This window comes from Paenibacillus sp. FSL H7-0357 (assembly GCF_000758525.1).
Classification (GTDB): Bacteria; Bacillota; Bacilli; order Paenibacillales; family Paenibacillaceae; genus Paenibacillus_AQ.
This window is the reverse complement of sequence record NZ_CP009241.1, coordinates 2,291,062-2,313,505: the sequence shown is the minus strand read 5'-3', so window position 1 is coordinate 2,313,505 and position 22,444 is coordinate 2,291,062. Positions and strand designations below refer to the sequence as shown.

The window sequence follows — 22,444 nt, the reverse complement described above, 5'->3', positions numbered from 1 at the left end:
CGATTTATATTCCATGGGAGGTGGTCATCCTGTCGCAATCACCCGGTCCATATGCGTTTGTCGTGTCAAAAGAAGACTGGTCCCTTCACCGCAAAGGCCATCAGGATCAGGAACGTCATCAGCAGAAGGTCAGGGAAGCCATTAAGGATAATCTGCCCGACCTCGTTACCGAAGAGAACATTATCATGTCGGACGGAAAACAGATTGTGAAGGTGCCGATCCGCAGTCTGGATGAGTACCGGATTATCTATAACTTCCGCAAGCAAAAGCATGTCGGCCAGGGAGACGGAGACAGCCAGGTTGGTGATGTGCTCGGGCGTGATTCACAATCTGCCCAACCGGGCAAAGGTGACAAGGCCGGCGATCAGCCGGGTCAGGATACGGTTGAGGCTGAAGTGAACCTCGAGGATTTGGAGGACATTCTGTTCCAGGACCTGGAGCTGCCCCACCTAGCACCGAAGGATAAAGAAGAGATCGAGGTCAAGTCCATCGTCTTCAACGATATCCGTAAAAAAGGCATGATGTCGAACATCGACAAGAAGCGCACCTTGCTGGAGAATCTCCGGCGCAACGCCAGCAACGGAAATCCCGGCATCCACAGCATCAGTCCCGACGATTTGCGCTATAAAACCTGGGATGATATTACGGTTCCTCATTCCAATGCAGTCATCATCGCCATGATGGATACCTCCGGATCTATGGGGACCTTCGAAAAATACTGCGCCCGCAGCTTCTTTTTCTGGATGACCCGCTTCCTGCGCCGGCAATACGAAAAGGTCGAGATTGTGTTCCTGGCTCATCATACGGAAGCCAAAGAGGTCAGTGAGCATGATTTCTTCACCCGGGGTGAAAGCGGGGGCACGATCTGCTCGTCAGCCTACCAGAAGGCGCTGGAGATTATCGACAGCCGGTATCCGCCGGCCAAATACAACATCTATCCTTTTCATTTCTCGGATGGCGACAATCTCACCTCGGATAACGAACGTTGCGTCAAGCTGATCGGGGAGCTGCTGAAACGCAGCAATATGTTCGGATACGGCGAGGTGAACCAGTACAACCGCAGCAGCACGCTGATGTCCGCCTACCGGCATCTGAAGCAGGAGCAGTTCATGCATTATGTCATTAAGGATAAGAAGGAAGTGTACCAGGCGCTCAAGACCTTTTTCGGCAAAAGAGATTTGGCGAAATCGTGATGAGCGGGATTTAGAGGAGAACTAATAAGATAATAAGAAGGTATCCCACGGGCTTCATTCAACAAATTCAAATCGGGCGGGTAAGCGATGTCCCTTGGTACGCAGGTGACGGCATCCAACAGAGCTTCTCTTCGAACCGCATCGGTCAGCATCTGCCGTGAGTGACATATCCCCTAAAATAAAAATGCAGCGCGTAGCCTAAGCGGATACACGCTGCATTTTTATACTGCACCTAGCCCCTGACTGAAGATCCCTTCCCTAAATACAAGCTTTTTCAGGGCTACCATTAATCATTCCTGTTTTTTGCAATAAATTCAGCAATTTGGATAAAACTCCGATCTGTTAGTATATTCAGGTCTCCTTGCAGCACCACGTTAAACTTTTTTTCAATATTAACGAGAATCATGATGAAATCAAGGGAATTAATATAATTGGACAACTCCAGGTCACCTTCCAAGCTGGTCAGCAATCCAGTTTCACCCGATTTTCCTGCTTCTTCAGCTCTTTGCAAGAGATGAGCATTAATGATTTCAAGCAATTCCTGAGTAATCGTATCCATGGAATGCATAGTAGACGCTCCTTTGTATGGACCTAGTATGTGTTAACACCATCATCGATCTGTATAATCCCGTTCATCTGTGTACTCTTCATCGCTTCGTTAAAAAGGTTTCGTAAAACTTTAACTCGGCATCGTAAATACTGCTGATTCGATCCGGCAATTCGGCGAATTGTTCAACTTTAAACTGATTGGAGTATACATATTTGCCCACGATCGCTCTAATCATGCTCCACTCATTAGTAATACTCTGTAGAATGGCACTTAAAGGCTCCTGCTCCATCTGCAAAAGCTTCAGCTTGTAGCTCTCCGCTTGTTTCGCCAATATGATTGAATTCAGCTTATCGAGTTGCTGTGCAGCATAATCTATAGATATGTGCGCTTGCTGCATCAATCTCCCATACCACAGCTCCGACACTTCCAGCAGCTGGTCTAGACCTTCTGTAATTACATTCATATTTGCCTGAATGAGTTCCTGATATTGTTCCGCTTCGCCGGAAATCATGGAAGCAGCTTGATTCAGCTTATAAAATTCATAGTAGGAATCCAGCTTCATTTGTCCTTGATTGAATTCATGATCAAATTCAATATAAGCCCGCTCCAAATCTTCCATCCGAATTGTTTTTTTATCATAGGACAGGTTCTCCATCTGCAAATGTTCAATAATATGAAAATGGCCGGTACAATCATTATATCCATGAACTAAGATGGTGTGTGGCAAATGCTTCTTCCGAAAAGTGTCTTTGCGAATCGGCAATTCGTAACAATCAACCCATAGTATCACAGGTCTCCCCATGTCTACCGCACTCTTGATTTTGTCAATGACTGTTCCGGCAAACTGTTCCTTCTCGACTGCGATTCCAAGCCCTGCAAGAGCTTCAATAAGACCCTTATTGCTTCTGTAAGAGATTCCGCAAAGAGCGCCTTCCCCTGTCAGGGCCGTTTCATACACAACCCAATCGTTAATCAGTAACGGCAATATACTAAGCTGAAAATGCCGTATAACCGGAAACAACGAATTATACAAGCAGCTTTGATAATAGATTTCGTTAAAAGGTTCTATCGGTTCAATGATTTTTGCCATCCCTTTTTCCCCGCTTTCACTTCAAGCACGCACTCAGTCCTCAACCTTAGAATTCGAGTTTTCCAGAGTTTCCGCTATTTTCTCAAGCGTCCGGTCTTGTTCAATATTTAAATGGTCTACCGCCACACCATGCTTTTCCAGCTCAACCTCCACCCGGATAAGCAATAAGGAGTGTCCCCCCAAGTCGTAAAAATTGTCATCCACCCTCATCACATCACGTTCGAACAGTTCTCCCCAAATGCTTGCCAATAATTTCTCAAGTTCGGTGTATTCACCGGATTCTCTTCCAACCAGCTGTACGTTCTTGAAGAACGGTTGTTCCTGAATCTGACCATTCATCGCTACTTGATTTGCGTGTACAGCATTCATCTCTCCCAGAATCACTCTGGGCCGATTCGAATATAGGATTTGATCAAGTGCAGCCAGCGCAGAACGAGGTGTAATATGGCTAATATCTTTATCGCTTTCTTTGACGCCGTAATTAGCAGCCATACCGACTTCCTTCCAGGCCGGCCAATTGATAGAACAAGCCGTCATACCTAATCGGGATCGGTAGGAAGCGAATGAATCCATAAACCTGTTGGCAGCCGTGTAGTCCCCTTGACCCACTCCCCCAGTAAGCGAAGCGAGCGACGAGCACAGCACAAAAAAGTCAAGGTCATTGTCTTTCGTAAGCAAGTGTAAGTTCCATGTCCCCATTACTTTAGGAGATAAGACCGCGTCCATTTGCTCTTGGCTTCTCCTGAACAGCATCCCGTCTCCTGCGATGCCTGCAGCATGAAAAATTCCACTAATATTTCCGAAGCTGGCTCTAATCTGCTGGATCAGCACGTCCATTTGATCGAAATCGGTAACATCCGCGCTGTAAGAATGTATGGTTGAACCCAGACTCTCCATTTCTTCTATGCTTTCAATGATGCGTTTTCGTTTAGGATCATCCCCCGCTTTAATAGAGCTCCATTCTTCACGGCTCGGCAAGGGCGTCCGGCTTACAAGGGCAATGGAGATTTGCTGTTGTCTCGCCCAATGTTTGGCCACTTCTAAGCCAATCCCCCCATGTCCTCCTGTAATGACATAGACACCATTGTGGCGAATGGAAACGGCTTCGGTTGTTCCAAGATCCGCTGCCTGTAAGCTTTCTATATATCTAACGCCGTTGCGGTATGCAAATTCTGTCGCTTCTCTGATTGATGATAACATTTGCCCAATTACGGGAGGTTCAATCGTTATGTCCAAATCAAAGCTGCGAGTGTACAGGTACGGATGTTCTTGATGAATAACCTTCGCCATCCCGAGCATAGCGGCACCGATCGGATCGATCTGTGGCTCGTCCCCTGTCACGGCATTTGCAAATCGGGTAAGGACAGAAATCACTGTTTCTTGTCTTCGCTGCTTCTTGAACAATGCTTTTGATAAAGAAGCCAAGCTGTACACGCTGCGAACGAGGCGTTCCTGCAGCTCCAAGGTATGGTGCGGCAGCCGTTCTTCGAGATCAAAGGCATGGATGACATGCCCAACCTTTCCTACTTGCTCGAGCAATAAGAGGTAGTCAGAGTCATTGCCTGAAATCACGTATTCATAATCCGTTACTTTGCTGTACTGGGGTCCATAATAAACTTCAATATAATCCCGGTTTTGTCTTTCCAGCAATGTACAGATCTGGCCGCAAACCGGAGCCGTTGTTCGAAAGAAAACCGTCATCCCGTCAATGGGTTCCGGGAGTTTGTCATTAATACTTTGGGGCACCCATTTTGGCTGGTAATAACAATACTCCTCTTCATGCACGGATGTTAAAGTCTCACGTCTCTCAACAGGCTGTGTATGCTTCTCCGGAATGTTGATCCAGCATCTGCTTTTCGAATAGCTGTAGGTCGGCACACTGACTTTATTGTAAGAACGTGTCGGATATAACAGTTTCCAATTCATCTCTGTTCCTTGTGTATAAGCCTGAGCGAAATCATGAAACGTTCTTCCCGCACCGGACGAATCTTTGCTAATATTGGACAGAAGTTCTTTGACGTGCTCGGAAGCGGAACCGGATGCAGTTTCATAATTCGGCCAGGTGACTTTGTTAGCGCTGACGTTATGGCTGCCGTAATAAATATGATGCTCTTCCATCGTAACGAATGGGGTTTTTAGAAATCGCTCCAATTGCTGAAGCAGTTCTTCTATGCTGCATGCCTTCAGCACCAAGCGGTGAGCGTAGTGGCCTCTCCCCGTATTAACGGTGTAGCAAATATCCCCGATTCTATGCTGGCCGGCAGAACTCGATAGGAAAAGTATATATCTGTTTACCATATCTAACAGGTTCGTTTGTTCCATGGCAGATAAGGTGAAAATATGATGCAAATTGTCAGGGGAAGCCTCTGTTCGTTCAGGAGCCTCCTCTAATACGACATGGCAATTCGTTCCGCTTAAACCGAACGAACTTACCCCGCATCTTCTTTTTGAACCTGGTGAACGCTCCCACTCGATTAACCGGTCTGCAATATAAACGGGCGAATTAATAAACGATATATTAGGATTAGGTTGTTTAAAATGCAGCATCGGTGGAATTTGTTGATGCTCTAAGGCCAGCACGGCCTTAATAAAACCGGCGATTCCCGCTGCATGATCCAAATGACCGATATTCGTTTTGACAGAACCGATGGCGCAAAATTGCATCTTTGAGGTATGCTTGCGGAATGCATTGTGTATCCCTTGGATTTCGATAGGATCTCCCAGCTTTGTTGCCGTACCATGGGCTTCCAGATATGAAATGGATTCGGGATCGATTCCCGCATCTTGCCATGCTCTTAGAATAACCCGCTCCTGTGCGGCTGGATTCGGTGCTGTTAGTCCTACCGAGCTTCCATCTTGATTCCATGCGCTGCCCTTAACGACCGCATAGATATGATCATGATCCAGCATCGCTTGATGCAGTGGTTTCAACAGAACAGCCGCGACTCCCTCTGCAGTATTTGTTCCATCCGATTCTGCATCGAATGTTCGCGTGTACCCGTCTGATGATTCAGTTCCCATTTTGTAGTCATTCGCCTGACTGGCCGGTAACATATTGATTCTGACGCTTCCCGCTATCGCAGTATTGCATTCGCCTGCGCGGATAGAGCGGCATGCCAGATGAAGTGCAGACAAAGATGAAGAGCATGCAGTATCCACCAAACTGCTGGGGCCTTTAAAATCAAATATATAGGAAATCCTCCCGGCAATAATCGATTTTAGATTACCTGAAGTTGTCAGACCCACAAGCTCCGGAGCGGACCTTTGCGCGAGTGCTTTGTATTCATTGAGCCCGTCGCTTGATAATCCGACAAATACTCCGGTTTCGCTGCCAACGAGCTCCCTCCCCCCGTATCCCGCATCCTCCATAGTGGCATAGACAGTCTCCAGAAAGAGCCGTTGGTGCGGATCCATTAACTGGGCCTCAATAGCCGGCAGAGAAAAAAACTTATAATCGAACATGTCGATGTTACCAAGATAAGTAGCTTTCTTAAATTCCTTAGGGGCGATGCCGCTTTGCTTTAGCACATCTGTAATATCTTTTTTGCGTGTTTGCGGAATTTCTTCTATTAGACTCTTCCCTTCAACCATACAATTCCAAAATTCATTTGTATTTTTTGCGCTCCCAATCTGACAAGATACACCAATCACTGCAATATCCTTACTTGAGATTTGTTCAAACTTGATATTCTCGTTCGTTGATAGCACTTCAGAAGTATCGAAGTCGACTAGTCTTTTTTTCACATCGTACCCTCCAATTCGAAACCTGCTCTGATGTATAATCGGTAGAACAGAAGAGAAGGACCTTCGCTTGCCTTCTCCTCTCTTCTCCTGTTCACTTCACGTCTCTTACAAACCGACCTTTTTTTCACATTGTTCCAGCATTTTAGCCAATAAGCTTACGAACTGGCGAAGCAGCCTCTCTATAGACGTTTGTAAAATCCGGCCCTGGTTGTACTCACATGTCATGGACTGGACAATGCCAGCCTCTCCACAATTGAGCACAAGATCAAACTGCTTTGCAAAGCCTGACGGCAATGGGTCAGCGCCTGTAAATGCACAAAGGATTTGGCCTTCTTGCGGCTCATAAGCAGCATACTTCACCTGGTCCCAATGAAATCGCCCTTCCGTTTTCAGGTATCCGTCTACTATTGCAAAAACTTCCTCCAGCTCTTCGGCTTCCCGGAACGAAACCTCAACCCGGTATACATCGCCGCCTTCTATCAAGCAAGGCAAAGTAACCGTTTCTGTATGTGCGTATTCCGACATTAAATATGCAAAAGCGGTCAACAGCACAGACATCTTTTGAATGCTGTAGTGACTCGAAATGCGTTCCAAGCTTTGACTCGTTCGTTCCGAGAGCTCAAAGCGCAATACATCGCCCGGAATGTAGACACCTTGCTCGGCCATACCTGACGTTGGGAATGCGAGGGGGAGGTGCTTCCATGTAGATGCTTGTTTTTGCACATGGACCGTTTCGATATACTGAGCCAATTGACGCACGTTCGGGTTTCCGAACAAATCCGCTACAACAAGTACGCCCGGATACTTTTGCTCTAGTTTGGAATATATATCCATAATGCGCAATGAGTTTCCACCCACATGGAAGAAGTTATCCGTAACCCCGATGTCGTCTTTGTGAAGAACCTCTTGCCATACTTTCAAAATTCCAGACTCAATCTCAGTAGCAGGCGGCAGTTTTTCTTCTTGATCATCCATGGCCACATCTGGAACAGGCAGAAGTGTTCGGTTCACTTTGCCGTTATTATTGAGCGGAATATGGTCCAATTCCACAAAATAGGACGGGATCATATAGTCCGGCAGATGTCTGGACAGGTGAGCATGTATTTGGGCTACAGTCAGCGGCATGCTGCATACCAGATAAGCGCATAGATATGCCTGCCCTTGCTCGTCCTTCCGGTCGACTACGACAGCTTCACGGATATGCCCATGCGCCTGAAGCTGCGCCTCGATCTCCCCGCACTCGATCCGGTAGCCGCGGATCTTCACTTGATGGTCGGTCCTGCCCAGGTACTCCAGGTTGCCGTCCGGCAGCCATCTCGCCAAATCCCCGGTCCGGTACATCCGCATCCCCGGCTCGAACGGGTTGTCTACGAACTTCTCCGCTGTCAGGTCCGGCCGGTTCAGATAGCCCCGGGCCACGCCGGCTCCCGTGAGACAGATTTCGCCCGGCACACCCATGGGCAGTAACCGGCCTTCCTGATCCAGAATATACACCCGCACATTGGACACCGGTTTACCGATCGGAACGATTCCCATCTCTTCTTCCGCCTCGTCTGCCGGCCACATCGTGGCGCACACCGTCGTTTCCGTCGGCCCGTACGCATTGATTAAGTTGACGTAAGGACTCCACTTCCGCACCACCTCCTGCGGACAGGCCGAGCCCGCCGTGATGACCGTTCTCAACGGGCGGACCTGCTCCGGATGCATCCGTGTTAAGTACGCCGGCGGCAGAGTGATTACTGTAATGCCGTTTTCCCGGATGTACTGCTCGAACTCCCCGAGGTGATGGATCACTTCCACCGGCACTATATGCAATTGCGCCCCGCTGCACAGGCTCATCACGATTTCCGATAGAGAGGCATCGAACGAGAGCGATGCAAATTGGAGAATCCGGTCATCTCCGGTAATCTGCAGCGTACGTTGAAACATGGACGTCAAGTTGGCCACACTCCGGTGCTCGGCCATCACTCCTTTGGGCCGCCCCGTCGAGCCTGAAGTGTAGATGACGTATGCCAGGTTCTCCGGCCCGCTGACCGCTTCTAAATTGCAGCCATCGATACTGCTGCTTTCCCCGACAGACATTGTACCGGTCGCAGCGGTTTCGGCCTTTGCTATCGTCAGTCCCAGCTTCGCTCCCGCAAAGGCAGTTTCCGCCAGCAGCGCCTCATCGCCTATCAGCCACTGACTGCCGCTGTCCTCCAGCATGTATTGGATGCGCTCTGCCGGATAGGCCGGATCGATCGGCAAGTACGCCCCGCCGGCTTTCAGGATGCCGAGCACCCCGACGATCATCTCCACCGAGCGTTCCATCAGGATCGCCACGATGTGGTCCGGCCCCATACCTTGCCCGCACAGCGTCCACGCCAGCTGATTCGCCCGCGCATTCAGCTCCGTATAGGTGAGCTGCTGTTCCCCGTACACGGCCGCCACCGCATGCGGCGTCTTCTTCACCTGTTCCTCGAACAGACCGTGAATCGTCGCTTCCCGCGGATACTCCGCCGCCGTGTCGTTGAACCCGTGCAGCAGCTGTTGCTTCTCCTCTGGCGTGACAAGCTCATACGAGCCGATGCTTGCTTCCGGCTGCCCGATGATTTGCGACAAGAGCTGCATGAAGTGCATCAGGTACCGCCCGGCTGTCTCCTCGTTGAACAGCGCGCAGCTGTATTCCAGCATCAGTTGAAGTCCTTGATCACTCTCCGCAACGTTCAGCGTTAAGTCAAACTTCGTCGCCAGGTGATTTAGCTCGACCGGACGAACGTCAACATCCGCCAGGGTAAAGCGCGCCTGCTCCATGTTCTGCAGCACCAGCATCGTGTCAAACAGCGGGTTGCGGCTCCGATCGCGCCGCACGTTCAGCTTCTCTACCAGTTCCTCGAACGGATAGTCCTGATGCTCGAACGCCACCAGCGTCCGCTCCTTCACCTCGCGCACGAAGTCCATAAACCGCTTCTCCCCGGACGGGGCGTTGCGCAGCGCCAGCGTGTTCACGAACATTCCGATCATCGGCTCCGTATCACCATGCGTCCGCCCCGACACCGGCGTCCCGACCACGATGTCGGTCTGCCCTGTGTACTTGTGCAGCCACACGTTATAGGCGGCCAGCAGTACCATGTACAGCGTGGCTCCGGTCTCCGCAGCGATTCGTTTTAGGGCCTCTGCCGTCTCGGCGTTCACTTCGGTGTATACCCGTCCGCCTTCACTGCTTGGCACCGCTGGACGCCTCCGGTCGGCCGGCAGCTCCAGCACCGGTGCTTCCTCCGCATAGGCCGACAGCCAGTACGCCTCATGCCCTTGCATCCGCTCCACCCCGAGCGTGCCCTGCTGCCAGACCGCGTAGTCCTTGTACTGGATCCGCAGCGGCGCCAGTTCCCCGCCGGCATACGCCGCCATGAAGTCCGACACCAGAAGGTTCATCGACACGCCGTCCGACACGATATGATGCATGTCCCACACCAGCCAATGGCGCTCCTCCGCCAGCCGCAGCAGCCCGGTGCGCAGCAGCGGCGCCTGACTCAGTTCGAACGGCCGTACGAAGCTCCGGGTGAGTTCCCGCGCCTGCGCTTCATCTGCATCCCGGCATACCCATTCCAACGCCACGTCTTCGTGCACCTGTTGCCGCGGTTCGCCGTCGATCCACGTGAACGACGTGCGTAGCGATTCGTGACGGGCGATAACCGAACGAACCGCTTGTTCCAGCCGATCCGCATCAATTTTCCCTGTTAGCTCCACGACTCCCGGCATGTTGTAGCGCGTGCTCTCCGGCTCCACCTCATGCAGCACGTATAGCCGCCGCTGCGCCGAAGACAGCGGATAATCCTTGCCCGGCTTCGCCGGTTCGATGGCGCTGTATGCCATCTTCGACATCCCCTCGATCTTCCGCGCCTGCTCCTTGATCGTCGGCAGTCGGAATACGTCCTGCAGCGTCAGCTCTACGTTCATCGTCTTCTGGATTTTGGACACCAGCGCGGTTGCCCGCAAGGAGTGCCCTCCGATTGCAAAAAAGTCGTCGCTCATCCCAATGTTCTCTACGCCAAGCACGTCCTCCCAAATCCCGAGCAGCTTCCGTTCCGTCTCGGTACTCGCTGCCTCATACCGTTCTTCCGAATGCATTCTGGCATCCGGCTCCGGCAACGCTTTACGGTTCAGCTTGCCGTTAGGGGTCAGCGGCAAGCGCTCCATCGGCATCATATACCCCGGTATCATATAGGACGGCAGTGCCCGCCCGAGGTGCTCCCGAATCTCCGCCGAAGCCGTCTCCTGCTGCAGCACCACGTACGCGCACAAGTATTTCCCGCCGGCCGCATCCTCCCGGGCGATCACCACCGCTTCGCGGACCGCCTCATGCTTCAGCAACTGGTTCTCGATTTCTCCCAGTTCCACCCGGTAGCCGCGGATCTTCACCTGGTAATCTTGGCGTCCCAGGAACTCCATGTTGCCGTCCTGCAGCATGCGCCCCATGTCTCCCGTCCGGTACATCCGCCCCTGCGGTACAAACGGATTGGTCATAAACGATGCGCTGGTCTTCGCCGGATCGTTCAAATAGCCTCTGGCTACGCCCACTCCCCCGATATACAGCTCGCCGGCCACCCCGTACGGCACCGGATGCCGATCTGCGTCCAGAATGTAGAAGGTATTGTTCGCCAGCGGCTTTCCGTACGGAATGCCCGTTTGATCCGCCGTAACTTCCTGGATCGGATAGTAGTTGGACCATACGGTGGCTTCCGTCGCACCCCCAAGTCCTATCACTTGGACGTTCGGGAAGTATGCCTTCGCGCGTTCCGCCAAATCGACCGGAATCCAGTCCCCGCTCACCAGCGCCAGCCGTAAAGCCTTCTGGCTAATCGCCTCCTCCTGTTCCTCTAGGCCATGCAGCACATGATTCAGCGTCGTCGGCACCGAGTCCCAAATCGTAATGGCTTCCTCTTCCAGCAACTGCTGCATCTGCTTAGGATCCTGCACCTGCTCCCGGCTTGCAATCACAATCTGGGCGCCTGCCGCCAGCGGTCCGAAAATGTCATACACCGACAAGTCGAAGCACATCGACGTGATGAACAACAGCCGGTCTTCCTCATGCACGCCAAATTCCCGATTGACCCAGCTGACCAGGTTCACTGCCGAATGATGCTCAATCATGACGCCCTTCGGCTCCCCGGTTGAGCCGGAGGTGTAAATAATGTACGCCAACTCGTGCGAATCTTTGGCAAGGTGAAGCGCCTCGCCGGAATGCTCAATCAGCGAAGGGTCCCGGCTGTCGACGAATAGCGCAGGCGCTTCTGCATACGCCTGATCGACGACAACGACGCTCACTCCCGCATGGCTGATCATATGTGCGATCCGGCTTTGCGGGTAGTCCGGATCCATCGGTACATACGCCGCGCCGGCTTTCAGAATCGCCAGCATGCCGACGATCATCTCAAAACCCCGCCCGGTCATCAGCCCGACATGATCATTGAGTTTCACCCCCTGGGCCCGCAGCCGCCGCGCCAACCGGTTCGACCGCTCGTCCAGCTCCCAGTAGGTCAATGGCTGGCCGTTCCAGTTTAGAGCGGTCCGCCCGGGTGTCCTCGCCGCTTGTTCCTCGAACAGTTGGTGCAGCGTCTTCTCTGCTGCGTACGGCATATCCGTCCGGTTCCATTCATACACGATCGCTTGCCGTTCCGCAGTCGCCATCAGGCGCTCTACCGACAAGATATCGGTCTCCTCGTCACATAGGGCCTCAAGGATTCGTTCGTACCAAGCGAACGCCGTTTCGATCTCCTGATCCTCAAAATAAGCTGGCGCATATTTGATCTGCATGTTCAGCCTGTTAAAGTATTGCGATACTTCCAGATCAAACCACGTATTCGTCATTTCGTTTGCTTCCAAGCTCAGCGCCGCCATCTCCGATGCCAACTCTTGCCCCGGCCCCATCTCCTCCAGCACATGGAAATCCGTATAGTTAAACAGCGTATCGAAGATCGGGTTGACGGACGGGCTCGACACTTCACCAATTGCCTGGGCAATGTCGGCCAGAAACAGTTCATGCGCCTTCATTTGCCCAAGCTGCCGTTTTGTACGGTTCACCAGTTCCCGCTTGGACACTTCGCGCGCTAGCCCCATGCGGATCGGCACCGTATTGAGGAAGCAGCCTAATACTTTGTCTGCATCTTCGATGGCCGGCCGGTCGTGGCTGACCACGCCCGTGACAATCTCTTCCTCCGTCGTCAGGATGCCCAGCAAATACACGTGCGCGCTCAAGCACAGCTCCTTGACGGTACAACCGTACCGCTTCGCCTGCCGCTTCAAGGCTTCCAGCAGCGTGCTGCTCAGTGGCCTGCGGTAAATTTTGCTGGCCGCTCCGCGGTCCCTCTTCTTGCCCGCGTAGTTAAACGGCAGCTTATTGCGGGTATACCCCGCCAATTCGCGGATCCAATATTGCCGGCTCTCCTCGTCGCTCTCCCGGAACCGGTTGATGGCCACATAATCCTTGTAATTGCTATCCAGCGGCTTGATATCCGCCGGTTTTCCCTGCAGCAGTTGCTGATAAATGCCTGCAAACTCCTGCTGGAAGGACGCCACGCTCCATCCGTCCAGAATCGCATGGTGGAACGTAAACACCATGCAATAATCGTAGCGTGCGTTCTGCCGGAACAAACGAACTCGCCACAGCACCTCGCCGTCGAACCGGAACAAGTTGCGCTGGTCCTGATCGATATGCGCGCGGATGACGCGCTCCTGTTCCTCACGGCTAAGTGAGGAGACATCTTCCACCGAAAACTCTGGCACGATCCGGTCGTGCACGAGTTGGACCTCTTCCTCGAAATGCGTGAGATCGAAGGTGGTGCGCAGAATCGGATGCCTATCGGATAACCGCTGCAGCGCTTCTGCGAACTGTTCTACCGAAACGATTTTGAAATGATATAAGAACTGATCGTGGTAAATCGGCTCCTCCGGCCGCAATCTTGAGTAGAACACCATGCTCTGTTGAATTTTGCTAAGCGGATACACGTCCTCGTAATCCTCCGGCAGGTGCTTCGCCTGCTCGGAATCCTCCATGATGCGCCGCTTCATCTGCTCCAGCATCTCCCGCCCCGACTCCAGCTGCCGGTTCGGCTTGTGCTCCTGCGCCAAAAGCTCAGCCAACTCTCCGATGGTCTGATGCAGGTACACATCTTTTAGCGGGAGGGCCGCCTCCATGTCGCGATTCATCCGGCTGACGAGGCGGATCGCCTTGATCGAGTCGCCGCCCAGCACAAAGAAGTTATCGTGGACGCCGACCTGCTCCGCTCCCAGCACTTCCTGCCAAATCTCCGCCAGTTGCCGCTGCGTCGGCGTGCTTGGCGCTTCGTAGACGCTGCCGGTATGCGCCGATTCCGGCGCCGGCAGCGCCTTGCGCTCCACCTTGCCGTTAGAGTTCAGCGGCAGCTTCTCCAGCTCCACAAAGTAAGACGGAATCATGTATTCCGGCAGCTGTACCGCCAGGTGCGCCCGTAGTTCTACAACCGGAACAGCTTCGTCACTCACGAGATACGCGCACAAGTATGCCTGCCCTTGCTCGTCCCCGCGGGCCATGACCACCGCTTCGCGGATCTGCGCATGCGCCAGAAGCCGCACCTCGATCTCCCCGCACTCGATCCGGTAGCCGCGGATCTTCACTTGATGGTCGATCCGGCCCAGGTACTCCAGGTTGCCGTCCGGAAGCCATCTCGCCAAATCGCCGGTCCGGTACATCCGCGTCCCCGGCTCGAACGGGTTGTCTACGAATTTCTCCGCCGTCAATTCCGGCCGGTTTAAATAACCCCGTGCCAGTCCGTCGCCCGTGATGCACAGCTCCCCCGCGACGCCCATCGGCTGCAGTTGCTGCCCTTCGCCCAGAATATAGGCCCGCAGCGTCGGGAGCGGCTTGCCGATGTTGCTGATGCCGCTTGTGATCTCCGCCTCTCCAAGCTTCTTGTACGTCACGTGCACGGTCGTTTCCGTGATCCCGTACATATTGATCAATTCCGTATGGGGATACTTCCGCTGCCATGCCCGCAACTGGACCGGCGCCAGCGCTTCTCCGCCAAAGATCACGGCTCGCACGCACAGCTCCGCGTCCGCCTCTTCCATTTCCCGCTCTGACAACGCATAAAACGCGCTCGGCGTCTGATTCAACACCGTCACCCGCTCCTGCCGCAGCAACCGCACCATCTGCTCCGGGTCCCTCGCCGTCATCAGCGGCACAACAACCAGCTTGCCTCCATACAGCAGCGCTCCGTACATTTCCCATACCGAGAAATCGAAGCAATACGAGTGGAACAACGTCCACACGTCCCGTTCGTTGAAATCAAACGCCATGCGGTCGTTGAACAACAGCCGCACCACGTTCCGGTGCGTAATCATCGTCCCTTTCGGCTTTCCGGTCGTCCCTGAGGTATAGATCACGTAGGCCAGATGCTCCGGCTTCGTCGCCTGCGGCGGATTCTCCGCCGGCATCAGCTCCGTTTCTAAGGCATATACCCGGCATCCCGCAAACGGAAGCGCCGGCGTCCGAAGCTCGACGTCACGGGTCGTCACCAGCCACTCCGCTCCGCTGTCCGCCAGCGTATAGGCGATTCGCTCAGCCGGATAATCCGGATCGATCGGCAAGTACGCCCCGCCGGCCTTCAGGATGCCGAGCATCCCGACGAGCATCTCCACCGAGCGATCCATCAGGATCGCCACGATACGGTCCGGCCCCACACCTTGCCCGCGCAGCGTCCACGCCAGCTGGTTCGCCCGCGCGTTCAGCTCCGCATAGGTCAGCTGCTGATCCCCGTACACGGCCGCCACCGCATCCGGCGTCTTCTCCACCTGGGCTTCGAACAAACCGTGGATCGTCGCTTCCTGCGGATACTCCGCCGCCGTGTCGTTGAACGTATGCAGCAGTTGTTGCTTTTCCTCCGCCGTGACAAGCGATATCGAGCCAATCCTTGCTTCCGGCTGCCCGGTGATTTGCGACAAGAGCTGCACAAAGTGCATCAGGTACCGCCCGGCTGTCTCCCCGTTGAACAGTGCACAGCTGTATTCCAGCAACAGCTGAAGTCCTTGATCACCCTCCGCGACGTTTAGCGTCAGATCGAACTTCGTCGCCCGGTGGTTCAGCTCGACCGGACGAACGTCAACATCCGCCAGGCCAAATCGCGCCTGCTCCATGTTCTGCAGCACCAGCATCGTGTCAAACAAGGGGTTATGGCTCATATCGCGCCGTACGTTCAGCTTCTCTACCAGTTCCTCGAACGGATAGTCCTGATGCTCAAACGCCGCCAGCGTCCGCTCCTTCACCTCACGCACGAAGTCCATAAACCGCTTCTCCCCGGACGGGGCGTTGCGCAGCGCCAGCGTGTTCACGAACATTCCGATCATCGGCTCCGTATCCCCATGCGTCCGTCCCGACACCGGCGTCCCGACCACAATGTCGCTTTGCCCTGTGTACTTGTGCAGCCACACGTTATAGGCGGCCAGCAGCACCATGTACAGCGTGGCTCCGGTCTCTGCCGCGATTCGTTTTAGGGCCTCTGCCGTCTCGGCGTTCACTTCGGTGTATACCCGTCCGCCTTCACTGCTTAACACCGCCGGACGCGTCCGGTCGGCCGGCAGCTCCAGCACCGGCGCTTCCTCCGCATAGGCCGACAGCCAGTATGCCTCATGCGCCTCCATCCGCTCGACCCCAAGCGTACCCTGCTGCCAGACCGCGTAGTCTTTGTACTGGATCCGCAGCGGCGCCAGCTCCTCGCCGGCATACGCCGCCATGAAGTCCGACACCAGAAGGTTCATCGACACGCCGTCCGACACGATATGGTGCATGTCCCACACCAGCCAATGGCGCTCCTCCGCCAGCCGCAACAGTTCGATGCGCAGCAGCGGCGCCTGATCCAACGCGAACGGCCGCACGAAGTTCCGGACGAGCTCCCGGGCTTGCACTTCATCTGCATCCCGGCATACCCATTCAAACGCCACGTCTTCGTGCACCTGTTGTCTCGGTTCGCCGTCGATCCACGTGAACGACGTGCGCAGCGATTCGTGACGGGCGATGACCGAGCGAATCGCTTCCTCCAGCCGATCCGCATCCACCTGCCCTGTTAGCTCCACGACACCCGGCATGTTGTAGCGCGTGCTCTCCGGCTCCACCTCATGCAGCACGTATAGCCGCCGCTGCGCCGAAGACAGCGCGTACGATGCCTGCGCCTCTGCCGGCTCGATTCGGCCGTAGCCGCTTTCCTCCGTGCTGCGCACATAGACCGCCAACGCCTTCACCGTCGGGCGTGCGAACAGCTCCCGCAGCGGCAGCTCCACCGCCAGCTGCTGATGCATGCGCGACACCAGCGTCATCGCTTTCAGCGAGTGACCGCCGCGCTCAAAGAACGAATCGCCGATGCCGACTTCGTTTACCCCCAGCACCTCTGCGAACAACTCCGCCAATTGCGTCTCCAGTGCATCCCGCGGCGCTTCATAGCCTTCGCTGTACGCCTCCCGGTCCGGCGCCGGCAGTGCCTTCCGGTCCACCTTGCCGTTAGAGTTCAGCGGCAGCTTCTCCAGCTCCACAAAGTAGGACGGGATCATGTAATCCGGCAGCTGTGCCGCCAGATGCGCCCGCAGCTCCGGTACCGGAACGGATTCGTCGCTTACAAGATATGCGCACAAGTATGCCTGCCCTTGCTCGTCCTCGCAGGCCATGACCACCGCTTCGCGGATCTGCGCATGCGCCATGAGCTGCATCTCGATCTCCCCGCACTCGATCCGGTAGCCGCGGATCTTCACTTGATGGTCGATCCGGCCCAGGTACTCCAGATTGCCGTCCGGCAGCCATCTCGCCAAATCGCCGGTCCGGTACATCCGTGTCCCCGGCTCGAACGGGTTGTCTACGAATTTCTCCGCCGTCAGCTCCGGCCGGTTGAAGTAACCCCGTGCCAGTCCGTCCCCCGCGATGCACAGCTCCCCCGCGACGCCTATCGGCTGCAGCTGCCGGTTGTCACTTACAATGTACAGCTGCGTATTGGCGATCGGCCCCCCGACGGTCACTGTCTGGTCGACGGTCGCTTCCCGCACCGCTGACCAAATCGTCGTCTCCGTCGGACCGTACATATTGAACAGCACGGCCTTCGATTTGCTTTGCAAATCAGCCAGCAGATCGTCCGTCCATGCCTCCCCGCCGACTAGTATTTCCGTTACGCCTTCAAGCCACGCCACGCAGCCCGCCGACAACAGCATCTTCAGCCGCGACGGCGTCATCTGCACCATGCCAATGCGCTGGCGTTCGATCAGCGCCGCCAGCTGCTGAGGGTCCTTCTGCTGTTCTTCGCTCGCTGCCACGACCCGCATGCCTTGCGTCAACGCTAGCAGCGTCTCCACCACCGAGATGTCGAATGACAGTGTGGTCGCAAATAAAATCGACTTCGCCGGAGCGAATGGAATCACTCTCGTCATCCCTGTGATGAAGTTAACCACCGAGCGATGCTCAATCATGACCCCTTTGGGGTTTCCTGTTGTCCCCGAGGTATAGATCACATACGCCAACTCGCCCGACGTTGCGTGAAGTGCGAAATTCACCCCGGCCGGTGCTTGCCCGGCTTCCGCCAGGTCCAGCACCGTGCCCTCAAATCCGCATGGATCCAGGCCAGGCTGAATCAGCAGTACCCCCGCGCCGCTGTCCCCGAGCATATACCGGATGCGTTCGGCCGGCAGCGCCGGATCGATCGGCAAGTACGCCCCGCCGGCCTTCAGGATGCCGAGCACCCCGACGAGCATCTCCACCGAGCGACCCATCAGGATCGCCACGATACGGTCCGGCCCCACACCTTGCCCGCGCAGCGTCCACGCCAGCTGATTCGCCTGCGCATTCAGCTCCGCATAGGTCAGCTGCTGATCCCCGTACACTACCGCCACCGCATGCGGCGTCTTCTCCACCTGCTCTTCGAACAGACCGTGGATCGTCGCTTCCCGCGGATACTCCGCTGCCGTGTCGTTGAACCCGTGCAGCAGCTGTTGCTTCTCCTCTGGCGTGACAAGCTCATACGAGCCGATGCTTGCTTCCGGCTGCCCGGTGATTTGCGACAAGAGCTGCACAAAGTGCATCAGGTACCGCCCGGCTGTCTCCTCGTTGAACAGTGCGCTGCTGTATTCCAGTAACAGCTGAAGTCCTTGATCGCCCTCCGCGACGTTCAGCGTTAAGTCAAACTTCGTCGCCCGGTGGTTCAGCTCGACCGGACGTACGTCAACATCCGCCAGGGTAAAGCGCGCCTGCTCCATGTTCTGCAGTACCAGCATCGTGTCAAACATGGGGTTGCGGCTCATATCGCGCCGTACGTTCAGCTTCTCGACCAGTTCCTCGAACGGATAGTCCTGATGCTCAAACGCCGCCAGCGTCCGCTCCTTCACTTCGCGCAAAAAGTCCATAAACCGCTTCTCCCCGGACGGGGCGTTGCGCAGCGCCAGCGTATTCACGAACATCCCGATCATCGGCTCCGTATCTGCATGCGTCCGTCCAGACACCGGCGTGCCAACCACGATGTCGCTCTGCCCCGTGTACTTGTGCAGCCACACGTTATAGGCAGCCAGCAGTACCATGTACAGCGTGGCTCCGGTCTCTGCGGCAATCTGCTTCAGCCCCTCGGCTACGTCCGCGCTAATCTGCGCATGAACCTGCCCGCCTTCACTGCTTGGCACCGCCGGACGCGTCCGGTCGGCCCGCAGCTCCAGCACCGGCGCTTCCTCCGCATAGACCGACAGCCAGTACGCCTCATGCCCCTGCATCCGCTCCACCTCGAGCGTGCTCTGCTGCCAGACCGCGTAGTCCTTGTACTGGATCCGCAGCGGCGCCAGCTCCCCGCCGGCATACGCCGCCATGAAGTCCGACACCAGAAGGTTCATCGACACGCCGTCCGACACGATATGATGCATGTCCCACACCAGCCAATGACGCTCCTCTGCCAGCCGCAGCAGCCCGGCCCGCAGCAGCGGCGCCTGACCCAGTGCGAACGGTTGCACAAAATTCCGGATGAGTTCCCGTGCCTGCCCTTCATCTGCATCCCGGCATACCCATTCCAACACCACGTCTTCGTGTACCTGTTGTCTCGGTTCGCCGTCGATCCACGTGAACGACGTGCGCAGCGATTCGTGACGGGCGATAACCGAGCGAATCGCTTGCTCCAGCCGATCCGCATCCACCTGCCCTGTTAGCTCCATGACTCCCGGCATGTTGTAGCGTGTGCTCTCCGGCTCCACCTCATGCAGCACGTATAGCCGCCGCTGCGCCGAAGACAGCGGGTACGATGCCTGCGCCGATGCCGGCTCGATTCGGCCGTAGCCGCTTTCCTCCGTGCTGCGCACATAGACCGCCAACGCCTTCACCGTCGGGCGTGCGAACAGCTCTCGCAGCGGCAGCTCCACCGCCAGCTGCTGATGAATGCGCGACACCAGCGTCATCGCTTTCAGCGAGTGACCGCCGCGCTCGAAAAACGAATCGCCGATGCCGACTTCGTTTACCCCCAGCACCTCTGCGAACAACTCCGCCAATTGCGTCTCCAGCGCATCCCGCGGCGCTTCATAGCCTTCGCTGTACGCCTCCCGGTCCGGCGCAGGCAGCGCCTTCCGGTCCACCTTGCCGTTAGAGTTCAGCGGCAGCTTCTCCAGCTCCACAAAGTAAGCCGGAATCATGTATTCCGGCAGTTGTACCGCCAGGTGCGCACGCAGCTCCGGTACCGGAACGGCTTCGTCGCTTACAAGATACGCGCACAAGTATGCCTGCCCTTGCTCGTCCTCGCGGGCCATGACCACCGCTTCGCGGATCTGCGCATGCGCCATGAGATGCGCCTCGATCTCCCCGCACTCGATCCGGTAGCCGCGGATCTTCACTTGGTGGTCGATCCGGCCCAGGTACTCCAGGTTGCCGTCCGGCAGCCATCTCGCCAAATCGCCGGTCCGGTACATCCGCGTCCCCGGCTCGAACGGGTTGTCTACGAATTTCTCCGCCGTCAATTCCGGCCGGTTCAGATAGCCCCGCGCCAGTCCGTCGCCCGTGATGCACAGCTCCCCCGCGACGCCCATCGGCTGCAGTTGCTGCCCTTCTCCGAGAATATAGGCCCGCAGCGTCGGGAGCGGCTTGCCGATGTTGCTGATGCCGCTTGTGATCTCCGCCTCTCCAAGCTTCTTGTACGTCACGTGCACGGTCGTTTCCGTGATCCCGTACATATTGATCAATTCCGTATGGGGATACTTCCGCTGCCATGCCCGCAACTGGACCGGCGCCAGCGCTTCTCCGCCAAAGATCACGGCTCGCACGCACAGCTCCGCGTCCGCCTCTTCCATTTCCCGCTCTGACAACGCATAAAACGCGCTCGGCGTCTGATTCAACACCGTCACCCGCTCTTGCCGCAGCAGCCGCACCATCTGCTCCGGGTCCCTCGCCGTCATCAGCGGCACAACAACCAGCTTGCCTCCATAAAGCAGCGCTCCGTACATTTCCCATACCGAGAAATCGAAGCAATACGAGTGGAACAACGTCCACACGTCCCGTTCGTTGAAATCAAATGCCATGCGGTCGTTGAACAACAGCCGCACCACGTTCCGGTGTGTAATCATCGTCCCTTTCGGCTTTCCGGTCGTCCCTGAGGTATAGATCACGTAGGCCAGATGCTCCGGCTTCGTCGCCTGCGGCGGATTCTCCGCGGGCATCGGCTCCGTTTCTAAGGCATATACCCGGCATCCCGCAAACGGAAGCGCCGGCGTCCGAAGCTCGACGTCACGGGTCGTCACCAGCCACTCCGCTCCGCTGTCCGCCAGCGTATAGGCGATTCGCTCAGCCGGATAATCCGGATCGATCGGCAAGTACGCCCCGCCGGCCTTCAGGATGCCGAGCATCCCGACGAGCATCTCCACCGAGCGATCCATCAGGATCGCCACGATACGGTCCGGCCCCACACCTTGCCCGCGCAGCGTCCACGCCAGCTGGTTCGCCCGCGCGTTCAGCTCCGCATAGGTCAGCTGCTGATCCCCGTACACGGCCGCCACCGCATCCGGCGTCTTCTTCACCTGCTCCTCGAACAGACCGTGGATCGTCGCTTCCTGCGGATACTCCGCTACCGTGTCGTTGAACGCATGCAGCAGCTCTTGCTTCTCCTGATCCGAAACCATATCGATCTGAGCAAGCGGCGTGTTTATCTGTTCCATTATTAAATCAAGGAAGTAAACGAGCTGCTGCTTCAACCTGATCAGGCTCTCATGAGCATAGCGACTTGCATCATAATGCATTACAAATGAAAGTGTGTCGTCCTTCTTTTGAAAAGATATGTGTATGAGACATTCAGAGAGGATAGGGTCAATCGTTTGGTGAATGCTGTTAAGTGAGACAATCGTACCGAAACGCAATAACTCGTTACGGTTCATAGGCAGCCCGGTTTTCTCGGCTATATAAGGATGGGGAAATTTCTGATGTTTGGCGGCTTCCGTTAAGCCATTGCGCACCTGGATTAGCACGTCCCTGAAAGTACTCTCAGAGCGGATTTGGATTCGAATCGGCAATACAGCCGAAGCAACTTCTTCGCTTCCTTTTTTTTTCAGTGGAGGCATACCTACTAATAAATCCGTAAGATTCAGATACCGGGAAAGAAACAACAGCGTTCCGGACATTAATACCATGAACATTGCCTGTTCCGAGTTTTTAGATAGCGACTCTACACGATGTAAGGTCTCATTCGAAAGTTGCTGCTCAACCTGCCGGAACGACTGGCCGGCTATAACGCCTTCTCTGCCTAGAGAGAGGGTTGTTGGTGCGGGAGATTCCGCAAGCTGTTCAAGCCAATAATCAACGGCCTCCGAGTATTTACCACTAGAAGCCATAAGCCTAACGGTTAAAGAATCCATTTTTGAACC

At 55.5% G+C, this 22,444-nt stretch carries 5 protein-coding genes; 1 reads left to right on the top strand and 4 read right to left on the bottom strand.

Annotated elements, in window-relative coordinates; all coding sequences use genetic code 11:
• Positions 1–29: 29 nt before the first annotated feature.
• Positions 30–1,193: a sporulation protein YhbH gene (yhbH, locus tag H70357_RS09850; protein WP_038599129.1), complete on the top strand. Its 1,164-nt coding sequence runs from the start codon at positions 30–32 to the stop codon at positions 1,191–1,193.
• A 286-nt stretch (positions 1,194–1,479) separates the two neighbouring features.
• On the opposite strand, the gene H70357_RS09845 is transcribed toward yhbH, so the two are convergent.
• The 4 genes from H70357_RS09845 to H70357_RS09830 form a co-directional block, all read right to left on the bottom strand.
• Positions 1,480–1,761 (bottom strand): hypothetical protein, encoded by a 282-nt coding sequence (locus tag H70357_RS09845; RefSeq protein ID WP_038588511.1) that lies wholly within the window; start codon positions 1,759–1,761, stop codon positions 1,480–1,482.
• Between the two features lie 79 nt (positions 1,762–1,840).
• Positions 1,841–2,833, bottom strand: a complete 993-nt coding sequence (locus H70357_RS09840; RefSeq protein WP_038588509.1) for a BtrH N-terminal domain-containing protein — start codon at positions 2,831–2,833, stop codon at positions 1,841–1,843.
• 33 nt (positions 2,834–2,866) lie between these two features.
• A complete protein-coding gene (locus tag H70357_RS34250; RefSeq protein ID WP_052091943.1) occupies positions 2,867–6,577 on the bottom strand; it encodes an SDR family NAD(P)-dependent oxidoreductase in 3,711 nt (1,236 codons plus the stop codon).
• Positions 6,578–6,682: 105 nt separating this feature from the next.
• Complete coding sequence (locus tag H70357_RS09830) at positions 6,683–22,411, bottom strand: non-ribosomal peptide synthetase (protein WP_442950469.1); 15,729 nt, start codon at positions 22,409–22,411, stop codon at positions 6,683–6,685.
• Between the last annotated feature and the right edge of the window lie 33 nt (positions 22,412–22,444).